A 19,267-nucleotide genomic window follows, 5' to 3' on the forward strand; every position below is an offset into this window, starting at 1 on the left:
GCTAAGGGACAAAGTTAATGAAGTTATCTTTGCTAAATATTGCTTTATAAATTATTAACAGAGCTGACGAACTGTACGCAAACCGGCATGTCGACTACAATGTCCTGATGAGTATCTTCCAAGAGTCCGGTAACTTCGTTTCGTTTGTATACCTGAATGACATTGCTGTCGCGGCAGGCGGCAAGCAAGTATTTACCGTTGGGCGTGATGTTGAAGTTGCGGGGATGGATGCCGGTGGGCTGATAACCTACCTTTGCCAAGGTCCCATTTTCGGGATTCACGGCAAAGATGGCGATGCCGTCTTCTTTCAGACGGTTGCTGGCGTAGAGGTATTTCCCATCCGGACTGAGGTGGATGTCTGCACTTCCACGGGCGGCTACGGTGTCGGCTGTGATAGTCTGTATCTGTTCCAGGCAGCCGTCGTCGTAACTGAAGGCAATGACCTTACCGGACAGTTCGGTGATGAGATAGGCAAACTTCCCGTTAGGGCTAAATGTCAGATGGCGCGGGCCGGAATCTGCCTCAATGCCAACGGCTTCCAGAGAAGCATGAGGAATAGGGTTGTCGGGGTGCATCACAAAGCGCAGGATGCGGTCGGCACTGAAGTCGGTGGCGAAGATATACTTTCCGTCCGGTGAAAAGACCGTGCAATGGATGTGGGGAGTGGCTTGCCGTATGGCGTCGGGACCGGTGGCAGAGCCTTGAAAGAGCGTGTCTGCAGGAGCCAAAGTGCCGTCTTTCTGTAAAGGAAAGACGGACATGGTTCCACCGCTGTAGTTGGCAGTCAACACTTCCCGGCCATTGGTGGCCACGTAGCAGGGGTCGGCGCCGAAGGTGGGAACGGTGTTCAGCAGGCGCAGTTCTCCCGTTTCCCGGTCTAAGGAAAGGGAGCTGAGGGCTGCTGTGCTGTCGTTCATTTCACTGACGGCATAGACAAATTCGCCATCTCCCGAGGGGACGAGGTAGGAGGGATTGGGCAATGCCGCTGAACTGAGCGGAACGGCTGTTCCCGTCTCCTGATTAAAGCGGAAGGTATAGATACCCTTGCTTGAGCCATTCGTGTAAGTACCTATTAGCATGGCGAGTTCGTCCTGGTCACCGTTAGTGCCCTTTGGAGAAGAGCCACATGCTGTCAAACCTAATCCGAGCATACAGAAAAGAAGTGTTTTCATTAATTTAATGTGTTAATGTGCCAATATGCTAATGTGCTAATTGGCTGCGCTGTATATGCTGCATGGTCATTGGTACATTAGCATATTGGCACATTAGCACATTAAAATTTAACTTCGGCAATACTGACGCGGTCATCGTTCAGCACGATGCGGAGGTCGCTGGCGGTAGTGCCTTTGAACGGATAGGAAATCAGTTTGCCGTATTCGCTGACGGTGCCCGAATATACGGTGAGGAACTGTCCGCCACCGCCCGAGAGCTGGATTTCGAAGGTTGCCGGCAGGTTGTTGTCACGTGTAAAGGCAATGGCAACTTTATCTACCTTGGCTCCGTTCTTCAAGGCAAAGGTAATATAATCTCCCTTATTTCCTTGCCATGCGGTATTGATTTTTTCGTCGAGCACGTTTTCGGCATCCTCTGGGTTGGTGCTGGCACTCACACGCTTTGCTGGTTTTTGGGCTTCAATGGCTTTGGCACGGGTCTGGTAGTCTTCTACGGTCAGCGTTCCGTTCAGGCGGATGTCTTCGGAAGAGGCGCCGGCCATGAGCACGAAGTCGCCGGGTTCCACCACCCATTTCATGTCGGCGTCCAGAAGCTCCAGGTGCTTGCGGTCGATGGTGAAGGACAGCTCCTGGGCTTCGCCCGGTTCGAGGTGGATGCGCTGGAAGCCTGCAAGATTCTTTTCGTAGGTGGTGATGCTGCTCAGTACGTCGCGGATATAGAGCTGCACTACTTCATCTCCGGCACGTTTGCCGGTGTTGGTCACCTTCAGGCGGACGGTGGCAGACTCGTTCGGGGTGATGACTCGGGGGGTGATGTCGAGGTCGGAGTACTCGAAGGTGGTGTAGCTCAAGCCGTAACCGAAGGGGTAGAGTGCTCCGTTGATGCGTGACATGTTGCCCGTAGGTCCCGGATTCTTACCGCCGTCTATCTGTGAAGAAGGCTTGCAGGGGAAGTTGAAGGGGATTTGCCCTACGGTCTTGGGGAAGGTCACCGTCAGCTTTCCACCGGGGTTGTAGTCGCCGAAGAGGATGTCGGCCAGGGCTGTTCCGCCTTTGGAGCCGGGATACCAGGCTTCGAGGATGGCGGGGACGAACTTGTCTGCCCAGTTGATGGAGAGCGGGCGTCCGTTGATGAGTATCAGTACGACGGGCTTGCCCGTGGCTTGTATGGCTTGAAGCAGTTGCAACTGCCGGCCGGGCAGGTCGAGGCTGGTACGCGATTTGTTTTCGCCGCAGGTGCGTTGTCCGCCGCCCAATACTACGATGGCAACATCAGCTTGACGGGCATTTTCTACGGCTTTGTCTATCTCGGCTTGTTCGTCGTCGGTCAGCGGATAGTCTATGATTTCACTTTCGGGCCAGTGGGCGTCCACCAGGTCGCAGCCTTTGGTGTAGAGCACCTCTGCCTTGCCTTTTGTCTTTTCTTGAATGCCTTCCAGCACAGTGGTCACTTCTACGGCAAGTGGGCCGTAATGGGTCAGCGCGTAGCCTTCTTCATTGGCATTGGGACCACAGACGGCAATCTTCTTGGTGGAGTTGATGTCTAAGGGCAACAGCTCACCGGCATTCTTCAGCAGAACGATGGACTCGCGGGATGCCTGCAAGGCGATGGCTTCGTTCTCTTCTTTTTCCACTTCACGGTCGGCACCGGCAAGGTCTGTCTGGTAGGGGGCATCGAACAGACCGATGAGGAACTTTACCCGGAGGATGTCGCGCACACGGTCGTTAATGACTTCTTCGCTCAGTCCGCCTTCCTTCACCAGTTCGCGGAGGGGAAGGACGAAGGAGTCGGGCGAGCGGAAGGTACAGCGTACGTTCAGCCCGGCTTCCACGCTTTGGCGGACGGCTTCTTTCATGTCTTTGGCGGTGCCGTGCTTGGTGTAGAGGTATTCTACGGCGTCACTGTCGGATACGACGTAGCCACGGAATCCCATTTCGCCACGCAGGCGGGTGGTGAGCCAGTAGTAGCTGCCCTGTACGGGGATGCCGTCGTAATCGTTGTACGAACTCATTACGCCCAGCATGCCAGCTTCCCGGATGACGCGTTTGAAGGGGTAGATGTGTATGTTTTCCACTTCGCGCGGCGACATTTGCGGGTCCACGCGTGCCATGCCTTCGCGGGCGCCTTTGTTGTTACTGTAAGCGGCAAAGTGCTTGCCGGTGGCGGCCACTTGGTGGTTGTGCTGCAAGCCGCGCACCATTTCGATGCCCAGTTCGGCTACGAGGTAGGGAGATTCGCCGTAAACTTCTTCGTAGCGTCCCCAGCGCTGGTCGCGTCCTACGTCGAGGATGGGGGCGTAGACGTTGGTGTAGCCCAGCATGCGGGCTTCGCGTCCGGTGATGAGTCCTACTTGGCGAATCAGTTCACGGTTCCAGGTATGTCCCAGTCCCAGTTGGGTGGGGAAGTTGGTGGCGCGGTAGCTTTCCACGCCGCGTATGCCTTCGTTGGTAAAGTCTACGGGGATGCCGAGACGGGTATCTTCCACAAAGAACCGTTGCACCTCGTTCAGTGCCCAGGCGTGGCGCGAGGCGGGCCAGACGTAGGCATTGTCCGAGGGAGGCAGCCCCCATTGCTGGAAGCCGTTCAGGTGTTCGTCGATGGCGCCGATACCGTCTTTCCAGAGCAGCTCTTTCCATTCGGGGGTGGGGAGGTCGTCTTTCAGTACGCGTTTGTAGCCGTAGAGGGTGACCATTTGGCAGGTCTTTTCGTCCAGCGTCATCTGTTGCAGCAGGTTTTCGATGCGTGCTTCGAGCGGGGCGGAGGGGTCTTCGTACACGTCTTTCACTCCGTTTTTGTTGAAGTCTATCCAACCTTTGCGGTACATTTCACTTTTCACCGGCTTGTAGGTTGCCGGTGTTTTGGCAGGCTTTTGTGCGCAGAGCAGTGTGCTTCCTCCAAGCAGCAGGGTTAGGGCAATAAGGTTCTTCATGATATGTTCTAAAAATCTCTTGGTTATTATTGTTTCTTTTGTTGACAAAAATACGGCTAATGTGTGAAATAAAGGGATAAAATAGTCCGAAGTATCGGCTTTTATTGTCCGAAGGGTCTTCCTCTTACTAAAAATATCCTCCAAGACGCTACCGGGGAATTCAAATCATTATTAGACGAAACATATCATTCACTTTTAAAAAGAAAGAGAGAACACTATAATAACCTGAAAAGTAGATGCAATCGCGGTGTATACAAGTATTACGGCTACATCTGTTAAACGAGGGTGTATTTATATAATAGGAATCTGTTGACGGAATTGTTGCTTGTACGGAAGAACTTTCTTTTCAACCTTGGGATGTCTAAACCCAACCTTGGTTTAGACATCCCAAGGTTGGGTATGGAAAAACCAAAGTTTGGGATAGATTGCTTCCTTAATTCTTTCCGGTTTTTCAGTTAACTTCAGAGACTTTTTCCGTTAACTTCCCATCTCTTTTGTGCAAATATCCATTACAGAAGATAGATATTCCCTCTTGCAGGGGGTAATTCCGTCAACGGATACTGGCTTTGGTAGCTGTTTGAACATTGATGACAATGGGGTGCACATATTCTATGTATGGAAGATTATTGTTTTTATCACGAAAAGTCAGTATTAGCTAATATTTGTAAATATATGGTGATTGCTAATAAAAGAATATGTATCTTTGGGCCAAAGAAAGCGGTAGAGGATGAAAAATAAAGTAGCATTTATCCCTTTTTCACCCTCCCTACTTAGCAATGAGTTACGCAATCTTTTAAATTTCAGACCGTTACAAAGTCATGGGGTTGACTGGATTTGACAGCGGGCAGAAATGGTAAGTAAGCATGCAGTGCGTCGTTGATTTGCACTTTAATCTCAGTCCTCAAAATTTTATCTGGCGAAACTCGTTACGCTCTCGCTGCTTAATCGAAGTATAGTAGATTGAAGCTTAATCCCGGCACCAGGTGCTGGGACGTGACATCACTCGGAAGCTGTTGCTCCGAAGCATTCCGATAAAGTGGTGCAGTCAAATCGGGGATAGTTCGTGTCAGCCTCGTGGCGCGGGTGAAAATTTAGAGGATAAGGCAACGGTTGATGGCTTTGGTTCTGCCGCTGCACGAAAATTTAGGCAAAGATAAGCATGTAGAAAGCTTATGATTTCCTCGTTTGGACGAGGGTTCGATTCCCTCCAGCTCCACGGAAATAGTAAAAAGAAGTTTGTAAGTCCTTGAATTCCAGTAATTCAGGGGCTTTTTCTTTTCTTCTACTCCCCCTACCTTTTATATTCATTTAGAAAACAGTTGTAGTAAATGTGCTACAATTCAAAATTAATATCTACTTTTGTCTGTTCAAAAATCAATAACTATTAGAAGTGGGGGCAACACTTTAAATTCTGCAACAGATTTATGAAAATTCACGAAGGAAAATGTACAGAGAAGATTTTGAAAGAACGTGAACGGATTGGTAACCGGTTAGCCATTCTTCGCAAGAAGAGAAATATGACCCAAGAGGAATTGGCTAATCTTTGTGGTGTTAATCGTGTTAATATAGCCAAGATAGAGAAAGGGGCTTATAATGTGAGCATTGATATACTATCTAAGGTAACATCCGCTCTTGGTTTTGTGATAGATATAAAAGTGGATAGCTCTGTTTGTCCGACTCATTTCTCTCAACGTAAACCTGTAAAGCTGGTAATAGGGGAAGATTATTATGTCAGTTTTGGCAATAACGAAGCCCATAGATGTAAGCTGGTGGATATTCCGGAGATGTACCAAGGTCAAAGAATTAAAATCGAAACTCCGACCCCGAGAGGGTCTATCACCCACATATTATTTGCCGATGAAATAGGAACGACACCTGACGAGGCTGTAATGAACCAAGTAACGATGTAAAAACATTAAAAGGGAGGAAGTGCAAGTTCCCCTTTTATTGAAATCACCTTCGCTACAACCATCTGCAGCGAGGGTGATTTTTTAGTTTATGAGGGTTTCTACACACCCTCTTTCATCAGGGCTATTCAGAAATTTAATGGTTTCTTCTGAATATATAATCTTAAATTGATGGTTCGGAATCAATTCTAAAGCTGGGAAATCAGTAGTGATTAACAGTTTTAGTCCCTTTCTTTAATATGTAAAAGCAACTTGTACAAAAGAAGTTTCTTATGTACGGGATAGCAGCAATAACTCCGTTGAGCCTTCGTGGGGACAAGCCGAATTTGATTTTATAATGTGGGTTTATAAGGTACAGTCTCCGGTCAATGATTTGATAGTTGGCTTGCCGGGCGATGCGATTGAACAGTTCGATGGTGCATCCGGTGCTCTTTATATCCAGTAGCTCCGTGATTACGCGTTCCTGCTCACCGCATAGTCTTAATATCCATCTGTATAAAGTGCGGGGAAGGAGGTGGAGAAAAGGGAAATGTGAAACAATGTGGCTGTGTGCTATCTGCTGGTGGCCTCCGAATGGCATTTGCCAGGCGGGAAATCCTACAAATACAGCTCCGTCGGCAGACAAATGTTTTTGTAGGCCGGAGAGGAACCGTTCTTTGTCTCTGATATGCTCTATCACATCGTGTAGAAGAATCAGGGGAAAATTCGTAGCCTTGTCCTCAAGCTGGAAAATGTCGGTGGCAATGAACTGTCCCTGCTGATGCCTTTGGGTGAAGAAGGTCCTGGCTTGCTCTATTCGCATGGCATCAATGTCTACGCCCATCACCCGGCAACCGGCTTTGGCAAAGGGAAGCAGATTGCCTCCCTCTCCACAGCCCACTTCCAGCACTTTATCGGGGATGTGTCCGATGACTTCCTTTATGTAGGGGATATAATAGTTCTTGCTGGTCTGTGACTGTTCATCAAAGTAGCTTTCCCGGTCGGTATGTCGTTTCTGCATGTTCTTTGTTCCTTCTTGAGTTTAATTATCCATATAAATAGATAATCAGTCGGGTAAAAGACTGCGTGGCGCATCGTTTTTTTACCAGGAAATGCGGAGGCCTACCGGGAGGGTGAATGTGAACGGGTGTTCCTTTCGGATGGTGCGCAGTTGGCTGCCGTCGGGGATATAATAGTTTACAGTCGGCTCCAGATAGATGCCTGCCTGGGGTGTGAGGCGATATTGTATGCCTATACTTGTGTTGACCGACCACTGCCAGGGAGCACTTACCGGCTGGCTGTCGAGCTTGTGTGGAATACTGTCCGTGACATGGAAGCTTTGGAGTGTCCCTTTTATGGGGATATCCACCTGCATGCCTGCCGTGGCATAACCGGAGAAACGTTTGTAATGCCAGAAACGGTAGGAAAGCCGGAGAGGAATGCCGATATAATGTAGCTTCTGGTTGTCTTGAATGCGGAATGCTTCGCCGGTAGTGAACTCCGACCTGAGAAGCGTATATTGCAATCCGGTTTCCAGACTCCAACGCTCATTCAATTTCTTGCTGAGAGAGAGTCCCACGACGATGGGGGCATGATGCTGCTGGTTCTCAACAATCCTGCCGCTGTTATTCTGGGCAATCTGCATGAGTCCGATGGAATCTTTTCCCAGAGTACCCTGCTGATAGCGGGTGTGCAGATAAGAATAATACTCTTCCCACGTGCTGACTTGTTGAGGGAAGTCACTTGAAATGCCGTCGGTATGTGGAGTGGCAATCAGCTTATATAAGTTCTGTGCCAGTTGCGGTCCGAGTGAACCAGCCAGCATCAACTTCCATTTTCCGGATTTCTTCTTGCGGGTTGGCGGCATCAGGGAAGGGGAGGAGGCGAAAGCCATCTGCCGGTTGGTGATGGTCTGTCCGGTGAATGGAGAAGGTATGGGATATTTGTGGATACTATCTTTCATTGTGGGTATGGCAAGGGGCCATTCTGTGGAAACTGGAACGGGAGGGATGATTCGTTCCCTTTTGTTCAGATTTTCTTTAGTATGGCATTGTTCGCCGGTTCGGGGAGTATCGGTTTTCTTTGTTTGTTGCGTACTCCCGGCTTGCCTGGAAGAAACTTTGGACAAACGGTTTTCCCTGATACTCTTTTTCTCTCTGTACAGATAGTCATACAGCGTTGGAAAGAGAAGCAATACTGTCAAAACAATGAATACACGGTATCCTGCCAGCATCTTTTTAAGTAAAATTTTCGCCCGGAACAATTGGGAGGAAGAGGAGTGTGGCGCTATACCCAGTAAATCTCCGATTTCTTTGTGGGACAATCCTTCCAGTACTGCCAGTTTAAATACCTTGCAGTAGCCCTCCGGAAGGCTCTCCACTATATCCAGCATCTTATCGTACGAAATGAAATCCGGACAAAAAGGATTTTCAGCAGGCTCTTCCTCTTCCGGAATATCTGTCAATGGGATGGTGGGGTTGGCATTGGCATGGTTGAGGTATTGCAGTGCCAGGTTTCTCATAATCTTTTTCATCCAGTATTCCAGTTTCTCCGGGTTGCGCAGCGAATGAATGGAAGTGAATATGATGACAAAACCGTCGTGAAGAAGATCTTGGGCTATCGTTGGGTCGGGAATATAGCGTAGGCATACTTTCAGCATTTTCTCTGAATAGTTTTCGTAGAGCAGGCTCAAGGCCTGCCCGTTTCCCTTCTGGCATAAAGTGACAAGAGCTTTTGTATCCATGTGTTTGTCTCAATGTTATTTCTTAAGGATAGAGAAGAACATGAATGACTGCATGGATTTTTATTTTTTAACTAAGCCTCCCGGTTGACTTCTGCTGCACAGTCCGGACAAATGCCTTTCAGTACATAGTTGATGCTGTTCAGTGTAAATCCTTGAGGCAGCTTCACCACCGGAGTGGGAATGTTGGTGAAGCAGAAGGTTTTGTTGCATTTCTCGCAATGGAAATGGGTGTGCAGGTCGCTTACGTCGCAAGAGCAACTGTCGCTGCACACGGCATACTTGAAGGAACCCGTCCCGTCATCTATACTGTGTATCAGATGATGGGAGAGGAATAGGGTAAGGGTACGGAAGATGGTGGATTTGTCCACCGTATCCAGCATGGTTTCAAGGTCGAGCAATGAGACGGAACGGCCTGCCTGCATCATGGTGCGCAATACCAGGATGCGGATGGCAGTGGGCTGTATGTCCCTTTTGGCCAATAGGTCCAAATATTTCTTTTCTTCCATTTTTTCTATTTAATAAGTTTTTGTATGCGTATGGCGTTCACTATCGCAATGAGGGCGACGCCTACGTCGGCAAAGACAGCTTCCCAAAGTGTAGCGATTCCACCGGCACCGAGGATGAGGACAAGCAGCTTCACTCCGAAAGCCAGCGAGATGTTCTGCCAGACAATCCGGTGGGTTTGCCTGCCCGCATGAATGGCGGTGGCCACTCTCGAAGGCTGGTCTGTCTGTATCACTACATCGGCGGTTTCGATGGCGGCATCGCTGCCAAGTCCGCCCATGGCGATGCCCACATGGCTAAGGGCAAGAACCGGGGCATCATTGATGCCGTCGCCCACAAAGGCTATTCGGTTGGCAGGGTTGCTGCGGAGTGCCTCGATGTGCTTCACCTTTCCGTCCGGCAGCAGGTTTCCGTATGCCTGGGTGATGCCTAGCTTTTCTGCAAAGTTAGTAACAATGGCTTGTTTGTCTCCCGATAATATCTGAATATTATTGATATTTAAAGCTTTTAATTCTTTGACGGCGTTGACGGCATCTTCCTTTAATGTGTCTGATAGCAACAGATAACCGGCATATTTTGTTCCGATGGCGCAGGCCACAATCGTATCGACAATTGATGACAATTCATCGGGATATTCTATCCCGAACTTAGTCAGCAGGCGGGTGTTCCCCACCAGGACACGCGTTCCATCCATAGTGGCTTGCAGTCCGTGGCCGGCAATCTCCGTAACGTCCGTTGTGGCAATCAGCTCTATATCTCTTTGTTTGGCATAGCTTATGATGGCTTTGGCTATGGGGTGCGTACTGTTTCGCTCTGCCGAGGCGGCAAGCTGTATCAACTTCTCTTCCGTAACTCCCGGTTGTGCCTGGCAGGATTGTACATCGAAGGTGCCTTTGGTCAGCGTACCCGTCTTGTCGAATACCACCGTGTTGACTTGGGTGATGGCATCGAGGTAGTTGCCACCTTTGAAGAGGACACCCAGGCGGGAGGCGGCGCCGATTCCTCCGAAGTAGCCTAACGGAATGCTTACGACGAGGGCGCACGGGCAGGAGATAACCAGAAAGACCAATGCCCTGTATAGCCAGTCATTGAAGATGAACGAGAATTGTGCATCTGCCAGCGAATAGAGGAAGGGGAGCAGTACAATCAATGCCGCCAGTCCGGTGACGGCGGGCGTATAGATACGGGCAAACTTACGGATGAAAAGTTCTGCCGGCGCTTTGCGCTCGGAGGCATTCTGCACCAGTTCCAATATACGGGAAAGAGCACTTTTCTCGAAGGGTTTGGTGACTTGGATGCGTACGACTTTGTCGGTCGCAATCATTCCGGCAAGCACTTCCCCGCCCTGGCGGATGTTGCGGGGAACACTTTCTCCCGTCAGTGCAGAGGTGTTGAAGGCGGCAACTTCGTCCAGCATCGTTCCGTCCAGGGGGACGCGCTCTCCGGCTTTTACTTCGATGGTTTCGCCTACCTGCACACGTTGGGGAGCTTCGACAAGCGTACTGCCGTTTCTGATGACCGTTGCCGTTTCGGGACGTACGTCGAGCAGGGCGCTGATGTTACGCTTGGCTTTGTCTACGGCTTTGTCCTGAAAGAGCTCTCCCAAGGAGTAGAAGAGCATGACGGCAACGCCTTCGGGATATTCGCCTATATAGAAGGCGCCGAGGGTGGCGATGGACATAAGGGTGAATTCGCTGAACACGTTCTTTTGCAGGATGCTTTCCCAGGCTTCCCTCATCACCGGGAGGCCTACGGGGAGATAGGCAAGCAAGTACCATATAAAAGGTACATACTCTCCCTTGAAGAAGGTGGCGTCAGTAGCATTCAGGATGAGACTTCCGAAAAGTAATAGGGTGGAGAGGATGATTCTCCAATAATCTTTCAGCAGACTGTTTCTTTTTTCTTGTATCGCTGTATGTCCGTGTGTGCAGCAGCATTTGCAACTCATATTGTTTCCTCTTATTTTCTATTTTCTGCAGCAAAGGTAGCGGAAAGGAGATGCAACTTGGTTGCAAAGTGAAAATTTCCGGAATGTCCGGGAAAGATTTCGCAAGCCGACACTTTCCGTATCGGCAATATCGGAGATGTTCATCCCGAAGATTTCCGGTAGCTGATAGAGGTAATTCGCGAGTTAAACGCTATCTTTCCCTATTTTTACACCCAATTTCGGAGGTATTAGATTTATGGCAACATCCAGAGAAATGGAAGAATACGGAGTTGTTCCTATACATTTCCGTTTCTTTTTTCCCGGTTTGGAGACTGCTCTGCATCCTGCGATACACTATCCAGGGGGTGGGATATACCAATCTTGCCATGCTTTCCGGTGTCTTGGAGATGATTGCCCGGATACTGGTCAGCCTACTGGCTGTTCCAGCCTTCGGTTGTCTGGCTGTTTGTTTTGGTGACCCTACTGCATGGATTTTTGCAGATGCCTTTTTAATACCAGCCTTCATTTATGTCTATCGGCGGATACTTCGGATGAAGAAAAATTAGTGTATCTTTGTATCGGGGAGTTGAAAGAAGAATGACTGGACGAAAAATTATACACATCGATATGGACGCATTCTACGCCTCCGTAGAACAGCGTGATAATCCTGCATTGCGGGGCAAGCCCATTGCCGTGGGCCATGCGGAGGAACGGGGAGTGGTGGCGGCAGCCAGTTACGAGGCACGGCGTTTCGGGGTGCGTTCTGCCATGTCGTCACTGAAGGCAAAGCAGCTGTGCCCCCAACTTATCTTTATCCCGGGACGGATGGAAGTCTACAAATCCGTTTCCCGCCAGATACACGAAATCTTTCATGAATATACGGATGTCATCGAGCCCATTTCGCTGGACGAGGCTTTTTTGGATGTGACGGAGAATAAACCGGGCATTCCATTGGCTGTAGACATCGCGAAGGAGATAAAGCGGAAGGTGCGGGAGAGGTTGAATCTGGTGGCTTCCGCCGGCATATCCTATAATAAGTTTCTTGCCAAGATAGCCTCGGACTACCGCAAGCCGGATGGGCTTTGCACCATACATCCTGCCCAGGCACTGGACTTTGTTGCCCGGCTGCCCATTGAAAGTTTCTGGGGAGTGGGACCGGTAACGGCGAAGAAGATGCACACCTTGGGGATTCACAACGGGGAACAGCTGCGCATGCAGTCTTTGGAGATGCTGACCCGCGAATTTGGCAAAGTGGGGACAGTCTATTATGATTTTGCCCGTGGCATCGATACCCGTCCGGTAGAGGCTGTCCGCATCCGCAAGTCTGTGGGTTGCGAACATACGTTGGAGAAGGACATCAGCAAGCGTTCATCCGTCATTATAGAGCTGTACCATGCGGCAGTGGAGCTGGTGGGGCGACTGGAGCACGCCAATTTCCGCGGGAATACGCTGACGCTGAAAATCAAGTTTCATGATTTTAGCCAGATTACCCGCAGTATGACCCAAACAAAGGAGCTGGTTGCCCTTGACGTGATTCTGCCTTTGGCAAAGCAATTGCTGCAGGAAGTGGATTATGAACATCATCCTATCCGTTTGATTGGGCTTTCCGTTTCCAACCCCCGTGAAGAGGGGGAGGAGAAAGGAGTCTGGGAACAGCTGAGTTTTGAATTTAGTGACTGGGAGACGGAACATTCAAATAAATAATGCTATATTTGTGTTCAGTATTAAAAAAAGGAAAGCTATGGGCTGTTTTATGAATATTTTGTGGTTGATGTTTGGAGGTATCATCACTGCTGTGGAGTATCTTATTGCAAGTTTATTGATGATGTTCACCATTATTGGCATCCCTTTTGGCATGCAGACCTTGAAAATGGCAAGCCTTGCCTTGTGGCCTTTCGGCAAAGAGGTTCGTAGCGGGGAACGTTCCAACGGTTGCCTCTATGTGCTGATGAATATTCTTTGGATATTCTTGGGCGGCATTTGGATTTGCCTTTCGCACTTGGGATTCGGGTTATTGCTGTGCATCACCATTATAGGCATTCCTTTCGGTATCCAACACTTTAAGCTGGCAGGGCTGGCATTGACTCCTTTCGGGAAGGATATTGTTGCGGCTTGAGCGATTGTGCTGTATCGTTTTTTATAAATATATGTAAGTATAATTGATGGTAGAGGATGAATGGCGCTTTAATCTTATTGTAATGTGCTTCTGCTTGCATGCTAAATGTTTAGCTTTGTGTTTAGCATCCGATTATGGTTCTATTTTTTGTTTTTATTTGAATTATATATAATAATAATTTTATTTTTAAAAGTGAAATGTTATATTTGTGATTATCCTCACCTATAACACTTCACATATATGCGAAAAACACACCTTTACACGCTACTATGCGTCCTATGTTTTCCATCTTTGGTTTGTGCACAACAAGCCGTTTTTGATGAATTCAGAAAAGCGGCAGGAGATTATGCTGCTCTTTACTCCGGTAAGGCAGAGGAAAATTATAACCAGCAGAAGTATCTTAACCATCCCTATTGGAATACGGATGAATTTCGCGAGGGGGCTGTCTGTTATGGCAGATGGCTTTACTCGGATTTGCAGCTCCGTTATGATACCTATAAAAAGAGTCTGATTGTGGTTACTCCGGAGAAACGGATAACCTTGCAGGTAGATATGCGGAAAGTGGATTATTTTGTCATAGAAGGACAGAAGTTTGTACCGCAGGGTGACTGTTTCGCTGCGTTGCTATATGATAGTCCGCAAATGTGCCTGACACAGTATATCGTATCCACAATGGAGTCTCAGGTGAAGAAAAACGATCTTTATTACAGCCGGTTCAAGAAAAAGAGCTATTTCAGTCTTCGCAGTGGCGGAACCGATTATGTGATAACTTCCCGTTCGGGTTTCTTGAAACTTTTTCCTACATACAAGAAGCAGTTGAAGGCTTATTGCCGGAAAGAGCGGCTGGACTTCAAGGAAGATGGCGGTGTCCGGGCAATGACCCGGTTAACGGAATATATTGATTCCTTAATTCATGGAAAATAATATGAAAGCACATAATCTTAAATATACAGTAGCCTTTTTCCTCCTATTGTCGCCTTTCGGCATGTTTGCACAGCAACAGATGGCTACGGACAGCATTTCCATATTCGAATTGATGGATGCAGTAGAAAAGGGCACGTCTTGCCGTGTTTATACAACGATAACGGTTCCTTTTAAAGTGAAGCGGGCAGAGGTGAAGAACCCCACTGCCGAGTACTTGAGAGAGGCTTTGGCAGCTACTATCTATAAGGTGACGGTTTATGGTGACAGAATATTTGTCTTGCCGGAGATTTTTCTGGCTACCTCGCTGCCACCGGTATTGATGGGGGAAAAGTTGGAGACGGATGAGGAACTATTGCCTTCATACATTCCTATTGTGAAGTCTTCTTCAGAAAACAAGGTCTATGAGATAGGAAACAAGTACAAGCCTGCCCCCGGAGATATGATAACTTTGACCGGAAGAGTTTCTGACTTTAAGACCGGCCAGAATCTGGATGGTATCGACATCATTCATCGAGAGCCGTGGGTAGCTACGACGACCAACCGTCAGGGGGAATTTACCATTGACCTGCCTGCAGGCTATAATATTCTTGAAATCAGTGGGATGAATATCAAAGTGACCCATCGGCAATTTATGCTTTATGGTGAAGGCATTGTCCATATCGAGTTGGAAGAGGAAGACCATATGCTGGATGAGGTGCTTATTGTTTCGGGGCGTATACAGAACGTGAAAAGTGTGCAGTTGGGAATGGAGAAGCTGCAGCCTGCCCTGCTGAAAAACATTCCTACGGCTATGGGTGAGGTGGATGTGCTGAAGATGATACAGACACTTCCCGGCATCAAGACAGTGGGGGAGGCATCCAGCGGATACAATGTGCGTGGGAGTGCCGCTGACCAGAACCTGCTTCTTTTCAATAACGGAACGATTTATAACCCCAATCATCTTTTCGGTTTTTTCACGGCTTTTAATTCGGACATGATAAAGGATGCGGAACTTTATAAGAGCAGTATCCCCAGCCAGTATGGCGGGCGTATCGCTTCCGTACTGAACATCACCAGCAAGGAGGCGAACAAGGAAAAGTTTACTGGTTCTGCAGGTATCGGGCTTGTGACCAGTAAGTTGAATCTCGAGATTCCCATCATTAAGGAAAAGACTTCCCTTCTGCTGAGTGGACGTACGACCTATTCGGACTGGATAATGAAGACATTGCCCAACAAAAGCGGGTATCGTGATGGGAAAGCCGGTTTCTATGATTTGGGGACTGTCTTCTCGCATACGCTGAACGAGCGCAACAAGCTGAATGTCTATGGCTATTATAGTCACGACCGTTTTGCCTTTAATGACAATGAGAAGTATGCCTACAACAATATGAATTTCTCGGCAAACTGGAGGACTGTCTTTGCAGAAAAGCTGACCGGAAACTTCTCTTTCGGTTATGACCACTACGATTACCGAAATGATGAAACGGTGGAGGAAGCGTCTGCCGCACGGCTGTCTTTTGCCATTAACCAATGGTTTGGAAAAGCGGACTTTCTTTATCAAGCCGGCAATAGCCATGCGGTGAACTTCGGTTTGATGAGCCAGCTGTATAATGTGAATTCCGGGACCTACGAGCCGGTGGGGCCTAATTCGCTGGTAAGATATGATGAACTGCAAAAGGATAAAGCACTGGAAAGTGCCGTTTATATAGGGGATGAATGGGATATAACTTCCAGGCTCTCCATCAATGCGGGTATACGCTATTCCATGCTCAATGCTTTGGGACCGTGCACTTACTATACATATCAGGAAGGTATACTGCCCTCCATGTCTTCGGTGGCGGATTCTATCACGGCGGGGAATGGAAAGGTCATCAAGACCTATCACGGACCGGAATTCAGAGTGTCGGCACGTTATGCCTTTACAGATGATTTTTCCGTAAAGGCCGGTTTCAATACGATGAGGCAGTATATCCATAAGGTATCGAATACTGCCGTTATGTCTCCTACAGATACCTGGAAGCTGAGCGACCCCAATATCAAGCCTCAACGTGGCTGGCAGGTGGCGGCAGGCGCCTACTATAATACGCCGGGGCAACTTCTGGAATTATCTGTAGAAGGATATTACAAAAAGCTGATTGATTATCTGGATTATCGCAGTTCCGCCCAAATCCTGATGAACCACCATCTGGAGACGGATGTCATCAATACGGAGGGATATGCTTACGGCGTGGAATTCCAGGTGAAAAAACCGGCTGGAAAACTGAACGGGTGGATGAGCTATACTTATTCGCGCACTTTCTTGCGTCAGAATGATCCGCGCATAGCCCGTCCCATCAATGGTGGAGAATGGTATCCGACCGAGTATGACAAGCCGCATGACTTCAAGCTTGTAGGCAATTACAAGTTTACCCGCCGTTACAGCATGTCTTTCAATATGGATTACAGTACGGGCCGTCCCACCACAATTCCTGCCGGGCAATACTACGACCAGGGTTTGAAGAAAATGCAGGTTTACTATACCGACCGTAACAGTTATCGTGTTCCCGACTATTTCCGTATGGATTTGTCGTTCAATATTGAACCCAGTCACCACCTGACATTGTTGACCCACAGTTCCCTTTCTTTCGGTATCTATAACCTGACCGGAAGGAAGAATGTGTACTCTGTCTATTTTGTGTCCGAGGAGGGTAGGATTCAAGGATACAAGATGTCCATATTCGGTGCTCCCATTCCTTTTGTTACTTATAATATTAAATTCTGAAAGGGTATGAAGAATAAAGTATATTGGGTGATATGTATATGTCCGTTATGGTTGTTCCTTAGTAATTGTGTGGATAAGTTCAATGCCCACTTGCCGGAAAGTAGTATCGGCCTTCTCATAGTTGAAGGTAGTATAATATCGGATAGTGCTGTCGTGTTTTCTTTGAGCCGTTCCTTTTCCTTGGATGTGGAAGGGGTTCCTCCTGATTTCAATAAGGTGGATGCTGAAGTTTGTGTAACCGGTGAGGATGGCTCCAGTTTTAGGGGTGTTGCGTTGGGTAATGGAAAGTACCGGGTTGCTGTCGGAACATTGCATAGGGATGTCCGCTATAGCTTGAAGATTGTCTATGAGGGAGATATCTATACTTCCGAACCTCAATATCCGATAGGAACGGAAAGCATAGACGATGTCACCTACGAACAGCAAGGGGAGTATGGTGATGTCAGTATCCGTTTCTCTATGCAAAGCAAAGATGCTGCATGTTATTCTTGGAGTTATGAAGAAGATTGGGAGGTGAGGGCCGTATACAATCCTATGTGTGCTTATGACCCCGAAACAGATAAGATCGTTGATTATGATGCTAGACCATACTCACGCGGATGGTGTCATAGTGAATCGTCCGAGATAATAATAGGTAATATGGAAATAAACAAGGATAATCGTGTAAAGGATAAGTGTCTCTATTCCATTGAAGCAGACGATATTCGTTTTTCTTGCTATTACAGTACTATAGTGAAACAACGTAAGATTTCGAAGGGTGAATATGAATATTATCAGGAGAAAATAAAGCTTAATGAGGAGATGGGCGGGTTGTTTGTTCCCCAGCCTTCGGAATTGCCGTCGAACATTAGATGTGAAAGCTCAAATAAACAGGCCATTGGATATGTTGGTGTCAGTTTGAATGTGGCGGAATATCGCATTTTCATTTCTACAGATGATATACAATATAGGCTTCCTGAGGGGTATTGTCAGGGAGCGAAAGGGCTGAAAGAAGAGTATACATTTTTAGATTTATACTTGATGGGGTATACCATTGCATATCCGGACCCGGACCCACGTACGGGATTCAAAGGTTATGCATGGGTTTCTGGAGGTTGTACAGACGTACGCTATTTAGGTGCCAGCTTGGAAAAGCCTTCCTTCTGGCCAGTTGAAATCAATCTGTTTTAATAAGAAAAAGCGATGAATAATGCAAAATATATAGTAACATGGATATGCTTGTTGTGGCTCACTATTGGCAGTTGTGTGGATAAATTCAATGCGCACTTGCCGGAGAGTAGTACGAGGGTGCTTATAGTTGAAGGTAACATCATATCAGATAGTACAGTTGTTTTTTCCTTGAGCTGTTCCTTTCCTTTGAATGTAGAAGGAATTCCTCAGGATTATAACAAGATAGATGCAGAAGTCAGTGTAGTAGGAAGTGATGGTTCTTGTTTTAATGGCACTTCTTTGGGAGATGGAAAATACCAAGTTGTAATTGGCTCTTTGAATAAAGATGCCAGCTATAGTCTGAAAATTGTGTATGAAGGGGATATTTATACTTCGGAGCCTCAATATCCATTGGAGACAGAAACAATAAATGACGTTACCTACGAGCAACCGGAAAAATACGGTGACATCTCTATCCGCTTTTCTATGCGGAGTGAAGATGGCGGATGTTATTTCTGGAGTTACGAGGAAGATTGGGAAGTGAGGGCAGTATATAATCCCAAGTTCCGTTATGACCCTACCACTGATGAGGTGGTTGATTTTGATGCTACACCATATGCACGGGGATGGTGTCATGATAAGTCGGCTAAAATCATAGTAGGTAATATAGGAACAAATAAGGATACTCAATTGAAGGATAAGTGGCTCTATTCTATAAAGGCGGATAATAACCGTGTCTTTCATCATTATAGCACTTTGGTGAAACAGCGTAAGATTTCGAGGGGCGAGTACAAATATTATCAGGAGAAAATAAAAATCAATGAAGAAATGGGTGGATTGTTTATTCCTCAGCCTTCAGAACTTCCTACGAATATTATTTGCAACAATTCAGGCAAAAATGTAGTTGGTTATGTGGGAGTTAGCATGAATGTGGCAAAATATCGTATTTTCATTTCTGCCGATGATATATATTATAGGTTTCCTGACGGTTATTGCCAAGAATTTAGAGGTTGGGCAGATTCGTACATGGATTTATATGTGATGGGATATGCTATTGCTTATCCATTGATGGTAGGTTATGCATGGGTTTCCGGAGGTTGTACAGACGTACGCTATTTAGGTGCCAGCTTGGAAAAGCCTTCCTTCTGGCCGGATGAAATGAATTAATATTGAAAT

General features: G+C 47.5%; 13 protein-coding genes, 1 other RNA gene and 2 pseudogenes. 10 read left to right on the plus strand and 6 right to left on the minus strand.

The window, feature by feature from the left end:
* Nucleotides 1-44: 44 nt before the first annotated feature.
* Both DW896_RS03365 and DW896_RS03370 read right to left on the minus strand, forming a co-directional pair.
* A complete protein-coding gene (locus DW896_RS03365; RefSeq protein ID WP_009038091.1) occupies nt 45-1,172 on the minus strand; it encodes a lactonase family protein in 1,128 nt (375 codons plus the stop codon).
* A 101-nt stretch (nt 1,173-1,273) separates the two neighbouring features.
* Nucleotides 1,274-4,102, minus strand: coding sequence for a beta-glucosidase (locus DW896_RS03370; protein ID WP_117713732.1), 2,829 nt, complete (start codon nt 4,100-4,102; stop codon nt 1,274-1,276).
* Nucleotides 4,103-4,922: 820 nt separating this feature from the next.
* Between DW896_RS03370 and ssrA the strand changes: the two genes are divergently transcribed.
* Both ssrA and DW896_RS03380 read left to right on the plus strand, forming a co-directional pair.
* Nucleotides 4,923-5,321: a transfer-messenger RNA gene (ssrA, locus tag DW896_RS03375) on the plus strand.
* Nucleotides 5,322-5,526: 205 nt separating this feature from the next.
* Entirely contained in the window at nt 5,527-6,012 is a 486-nt protein-coding gene (locus DW896_RS03380; RefSeq protein ID WP_005831917.1) for a helix-turn-helix domain-containing protein, read from the plus strand.
* A 199-nt stretch (nt 6,013-6,211) separates the two neighbouring features.
* Here DW896_RS03380 and DW896_RS03385 read toward each other — a convergent pair whose 3' ends face one another.
* The 4 genes from DW896_RS03385 to DW896_RS03400 all read right to left on the minus strand — a co-directional run bounded on the left by DW896_RS03385 (nt 6,212) and on the right by DW896_RS03400 (nt 11,183).
* Complete coding sequence (locus tag DW896_RS03385) at nt 6,212-7,009, minus strand: bifunctional 2-polyprenyl-6-hydroxyphenol methylase/3-demethylubiquinol 3-O-methyltransferase UbiG (RefSeq protein WP_009038096.1); 798 nt, start codon at nt 7,007-7,009, stop codon at nt 6,212-6,214.
* A gap of 81 nt (nt 7,010-7,090) precedes the next feature.
* Nucleotides 7,091-8,731 carry a sigma-70 family RNA polymerase sigma factor gene (locus DW896_RS03390; RefSeq protein WP_009038097.1) on the minus strand — a complete coding sequence of 547 codons (1,641 nt, stop codon included), beginning with the start codon at nt 8,729-8,731 and terminating at the stop codon, nt 7,091-7,093.
* A 71-nt stretch (nt 8,732-8,802) separates the two neighbouring features.
* On the minus strand, nt 8,803-9,237 hold the full coding sequence (locus tag DW896_RS03395) for a Fur family transcriptional regulator (protein WP_005831909.1): 435 nt from the start codon (nt 9,235-9,237) through the stop codon (nt 8,803-8,805).
* A gap of 5 nt (nt 9,238-9,242) precedes the next feature.
* The gene (locus tag DW896_RS03400; protein WP_119992877.1) at nt 9,243-11,183 is read right to left on the minus strand and encodes a heavy metal translocating P-type ATPase; all 1,941 of its coding nucleotides are present in this window, start codon (nt 11,181-11,183) and stop codon (nt 9,243-9,245) included.
* Nucleotides 11,184-11,270: 87 nt separating this feature from the next.
* Here DW896_RS03400 and DW896_RS03405 point away from each other — a divergent pair.
* The 8 genes and pseudogenes from DW896_RS03405 to DW896_RS03440 form a co-directional block, all read left to right on the plus strand.
* Nucleotides 11,271-11,345, plus strand: a pseudogene (locus DW896_RS03405) (2-aminoethylphosphonate:pyruvate aminotransferase); the annotation flags it as partial.
* Nucleotides 11,346-11,440: 95 nt separating this feature from the next.
* Nucleotides 11,441-11,728: pseudogene (locus DW896_RS03410) on the plus strand (2-aminoethylphosphonate--pyruvate aminotransferase); the annotation flags it as partial.
* 31 nt (nt 11,729-11,759) lie between these two features.
* Nucleotides 11,760-12,866, plus strand: a complete 1,107-nt coding sequence (dinB, locus tag DW896_RS03415; protein WP_009038099.1) for a DNA polymerase IV — start codon at nt 11,760-11,762, stop codon at nt 12,864-12,866.
* A gap of 37 nt (nt 12,867-12,903) precedes the next feature.
* Entirely contained in the window at nt 12,904-13,278 is a 375-nt protein-coding gene (locus DW896_RS03420) for a YccF domain-containing protein (RefSeq protein WP_005832831.1), read from the plus strand.
* Nucleotides 13,279-13,518: 240 nt separating this feature from the next.
* Nucleotides 13,519-14,202 carry a hypothetical protein gene (locus DW896_RS03425; protein WP_005832827.1) on the plus strand — a complete coding sequence of 228 codons (684 nt, stop codon included), beginning with the start codon at nt 13,519-13,521 and terminating at the stop codon, nt 14,200-14,202.
* Between the two features lies 1 nt (nt 14,203).
* Nucleotides 14,204-16,942, plus strand: coding sequence for a TonB-dependent receptor domain-containing protein (locus DW896_RS03430; protein ID WP_034529665.1), 2,739 nt, complete (start codon nt 14,204-14,206; stop codon nt 16,940-16,942).
* A gap of 6 nt (nt 16,943-16,948) precedes the next feature.
* Complete coding sequence (locus DW896_RS03435) at nt 16,949-18,112, plus strand: DUF4249 domain-containing protein (protein ID WP_005832823.1); 1,164 nt, start codon at nt 16,949-16,951, stop codon at nt 18,110-18,112.
* Between the two features lie 12 nt (nt 18,113-18,124).
* On the plus strand, nt 18,125-19,258 hold the full coding sequence (locus tag DW896_RS03440) for a DUF4249 domain-containing protein (protein WP_119992879.1): 1,134 nt from the start codon (nt 18,125-18,127) through the stop codon (nt 19,256-19,258).
* The last annotated feature ends 9 nt before the right edge of the window (nt 19,259-19,267 follow it).

It is taken from the genome of Bacteroides sp. AM41-16, assembly GCF_003603495.1.
Classification (GTDB): Bacteria; Bacteroidota; Bacteroidia; order Bacteroidales; family Bacteroidaceae; genus Bacteroides; species Bacteroides uniformis.

Bases quoted from the DNA above. Each gene is read 5' to 3' on its own strand.
- DW896_RS03380 (WP_005831917.1), top strand. From the start codon at position 5,527: ATGAAAATTCACGAAGGAAAATGTACAGAGAAGATTTTGAAAGAACGT.
- DW896_RS03400 (WP_119992877.1), bottom strand. From the start codon at position 11,183: ATGAGTTGCAAATGCTGCTGCACACACGGACATACAGCGATACAAGAA.
- dinB (WP_009038099.1), top strand. From the start codon at position 11,760: ATGACTGGACGAAAAATTATACACATCGATATGGACGCATTCTACGCC.
- DW896_RS03385 (WP_009038096.1), bottom strand. From the start codon at position 7,009: ATGCAGAAACGACATACCGACCGGGAAAGCTACTTTGATGAACAGTCA.
- DW896_RS03395 (WP_005831909.1), bottom strand. From the start codon at position 9,237: ATGGAAGAAAAGAAATATTTGGACCTATTGGCCAAAAGGGACATACAG.
- DW896_RS03370 (WP_117713732.1), bottom strand. From the start codon at position 4,102: ATGAAGAACCTTATTGCCCTAACCCTGCTGCTTGGAGGAAGCACACTG.
- DW896_RS03440 (WP_119992879.1), top strand. From the start codon at position 18,125: ATGAATAATGCAAAATATATAGTAACATGGATATGCTTGTTGTGGCTC.
- DW896_RS03365 (WP_009038091.1), bottom strand. From the start codon at position 1,172: ATGAAAACACTTCTTTTCTGTATGCTCGGATTAGGTTTGACAGCATGT.
- DW896_RS03430 (WP_034529665.1), top strand. From the start codon at position 14,204: ATGAAAGCACATAATCTTAAATATACAGTAGCCTTTTTCCTCCTATTG.
- DW896_RS03435 (WP_005832823.1), top strand. From the start codon at position 16,949: ATGAAGAATAAAGTATATTGGGTGATATGTATATGTCCGTTATGGTTG.
- DW896_RS03420 (WP_005832831.1), top strand. From the start codon at position 12,904: ATGGGCTGTTTTATGAATATTTTGTGGTTGATGTTTGGAGGTATCATC.
- DW896_RS03390 (WP_009038097.1), bottom strand. From the start codon at position 8,731: ATGGATACAAAAGCTCTTGTCACTTTATGCCAGAAGGGAAACGGGCAG.
- DW896_RS03425 (WP_005832827.1), top strand. From the start codon at position 13,519: ATGCGAAAAACACACCTTTACACGCTACTATGCGTCCTATGTTTTCCA.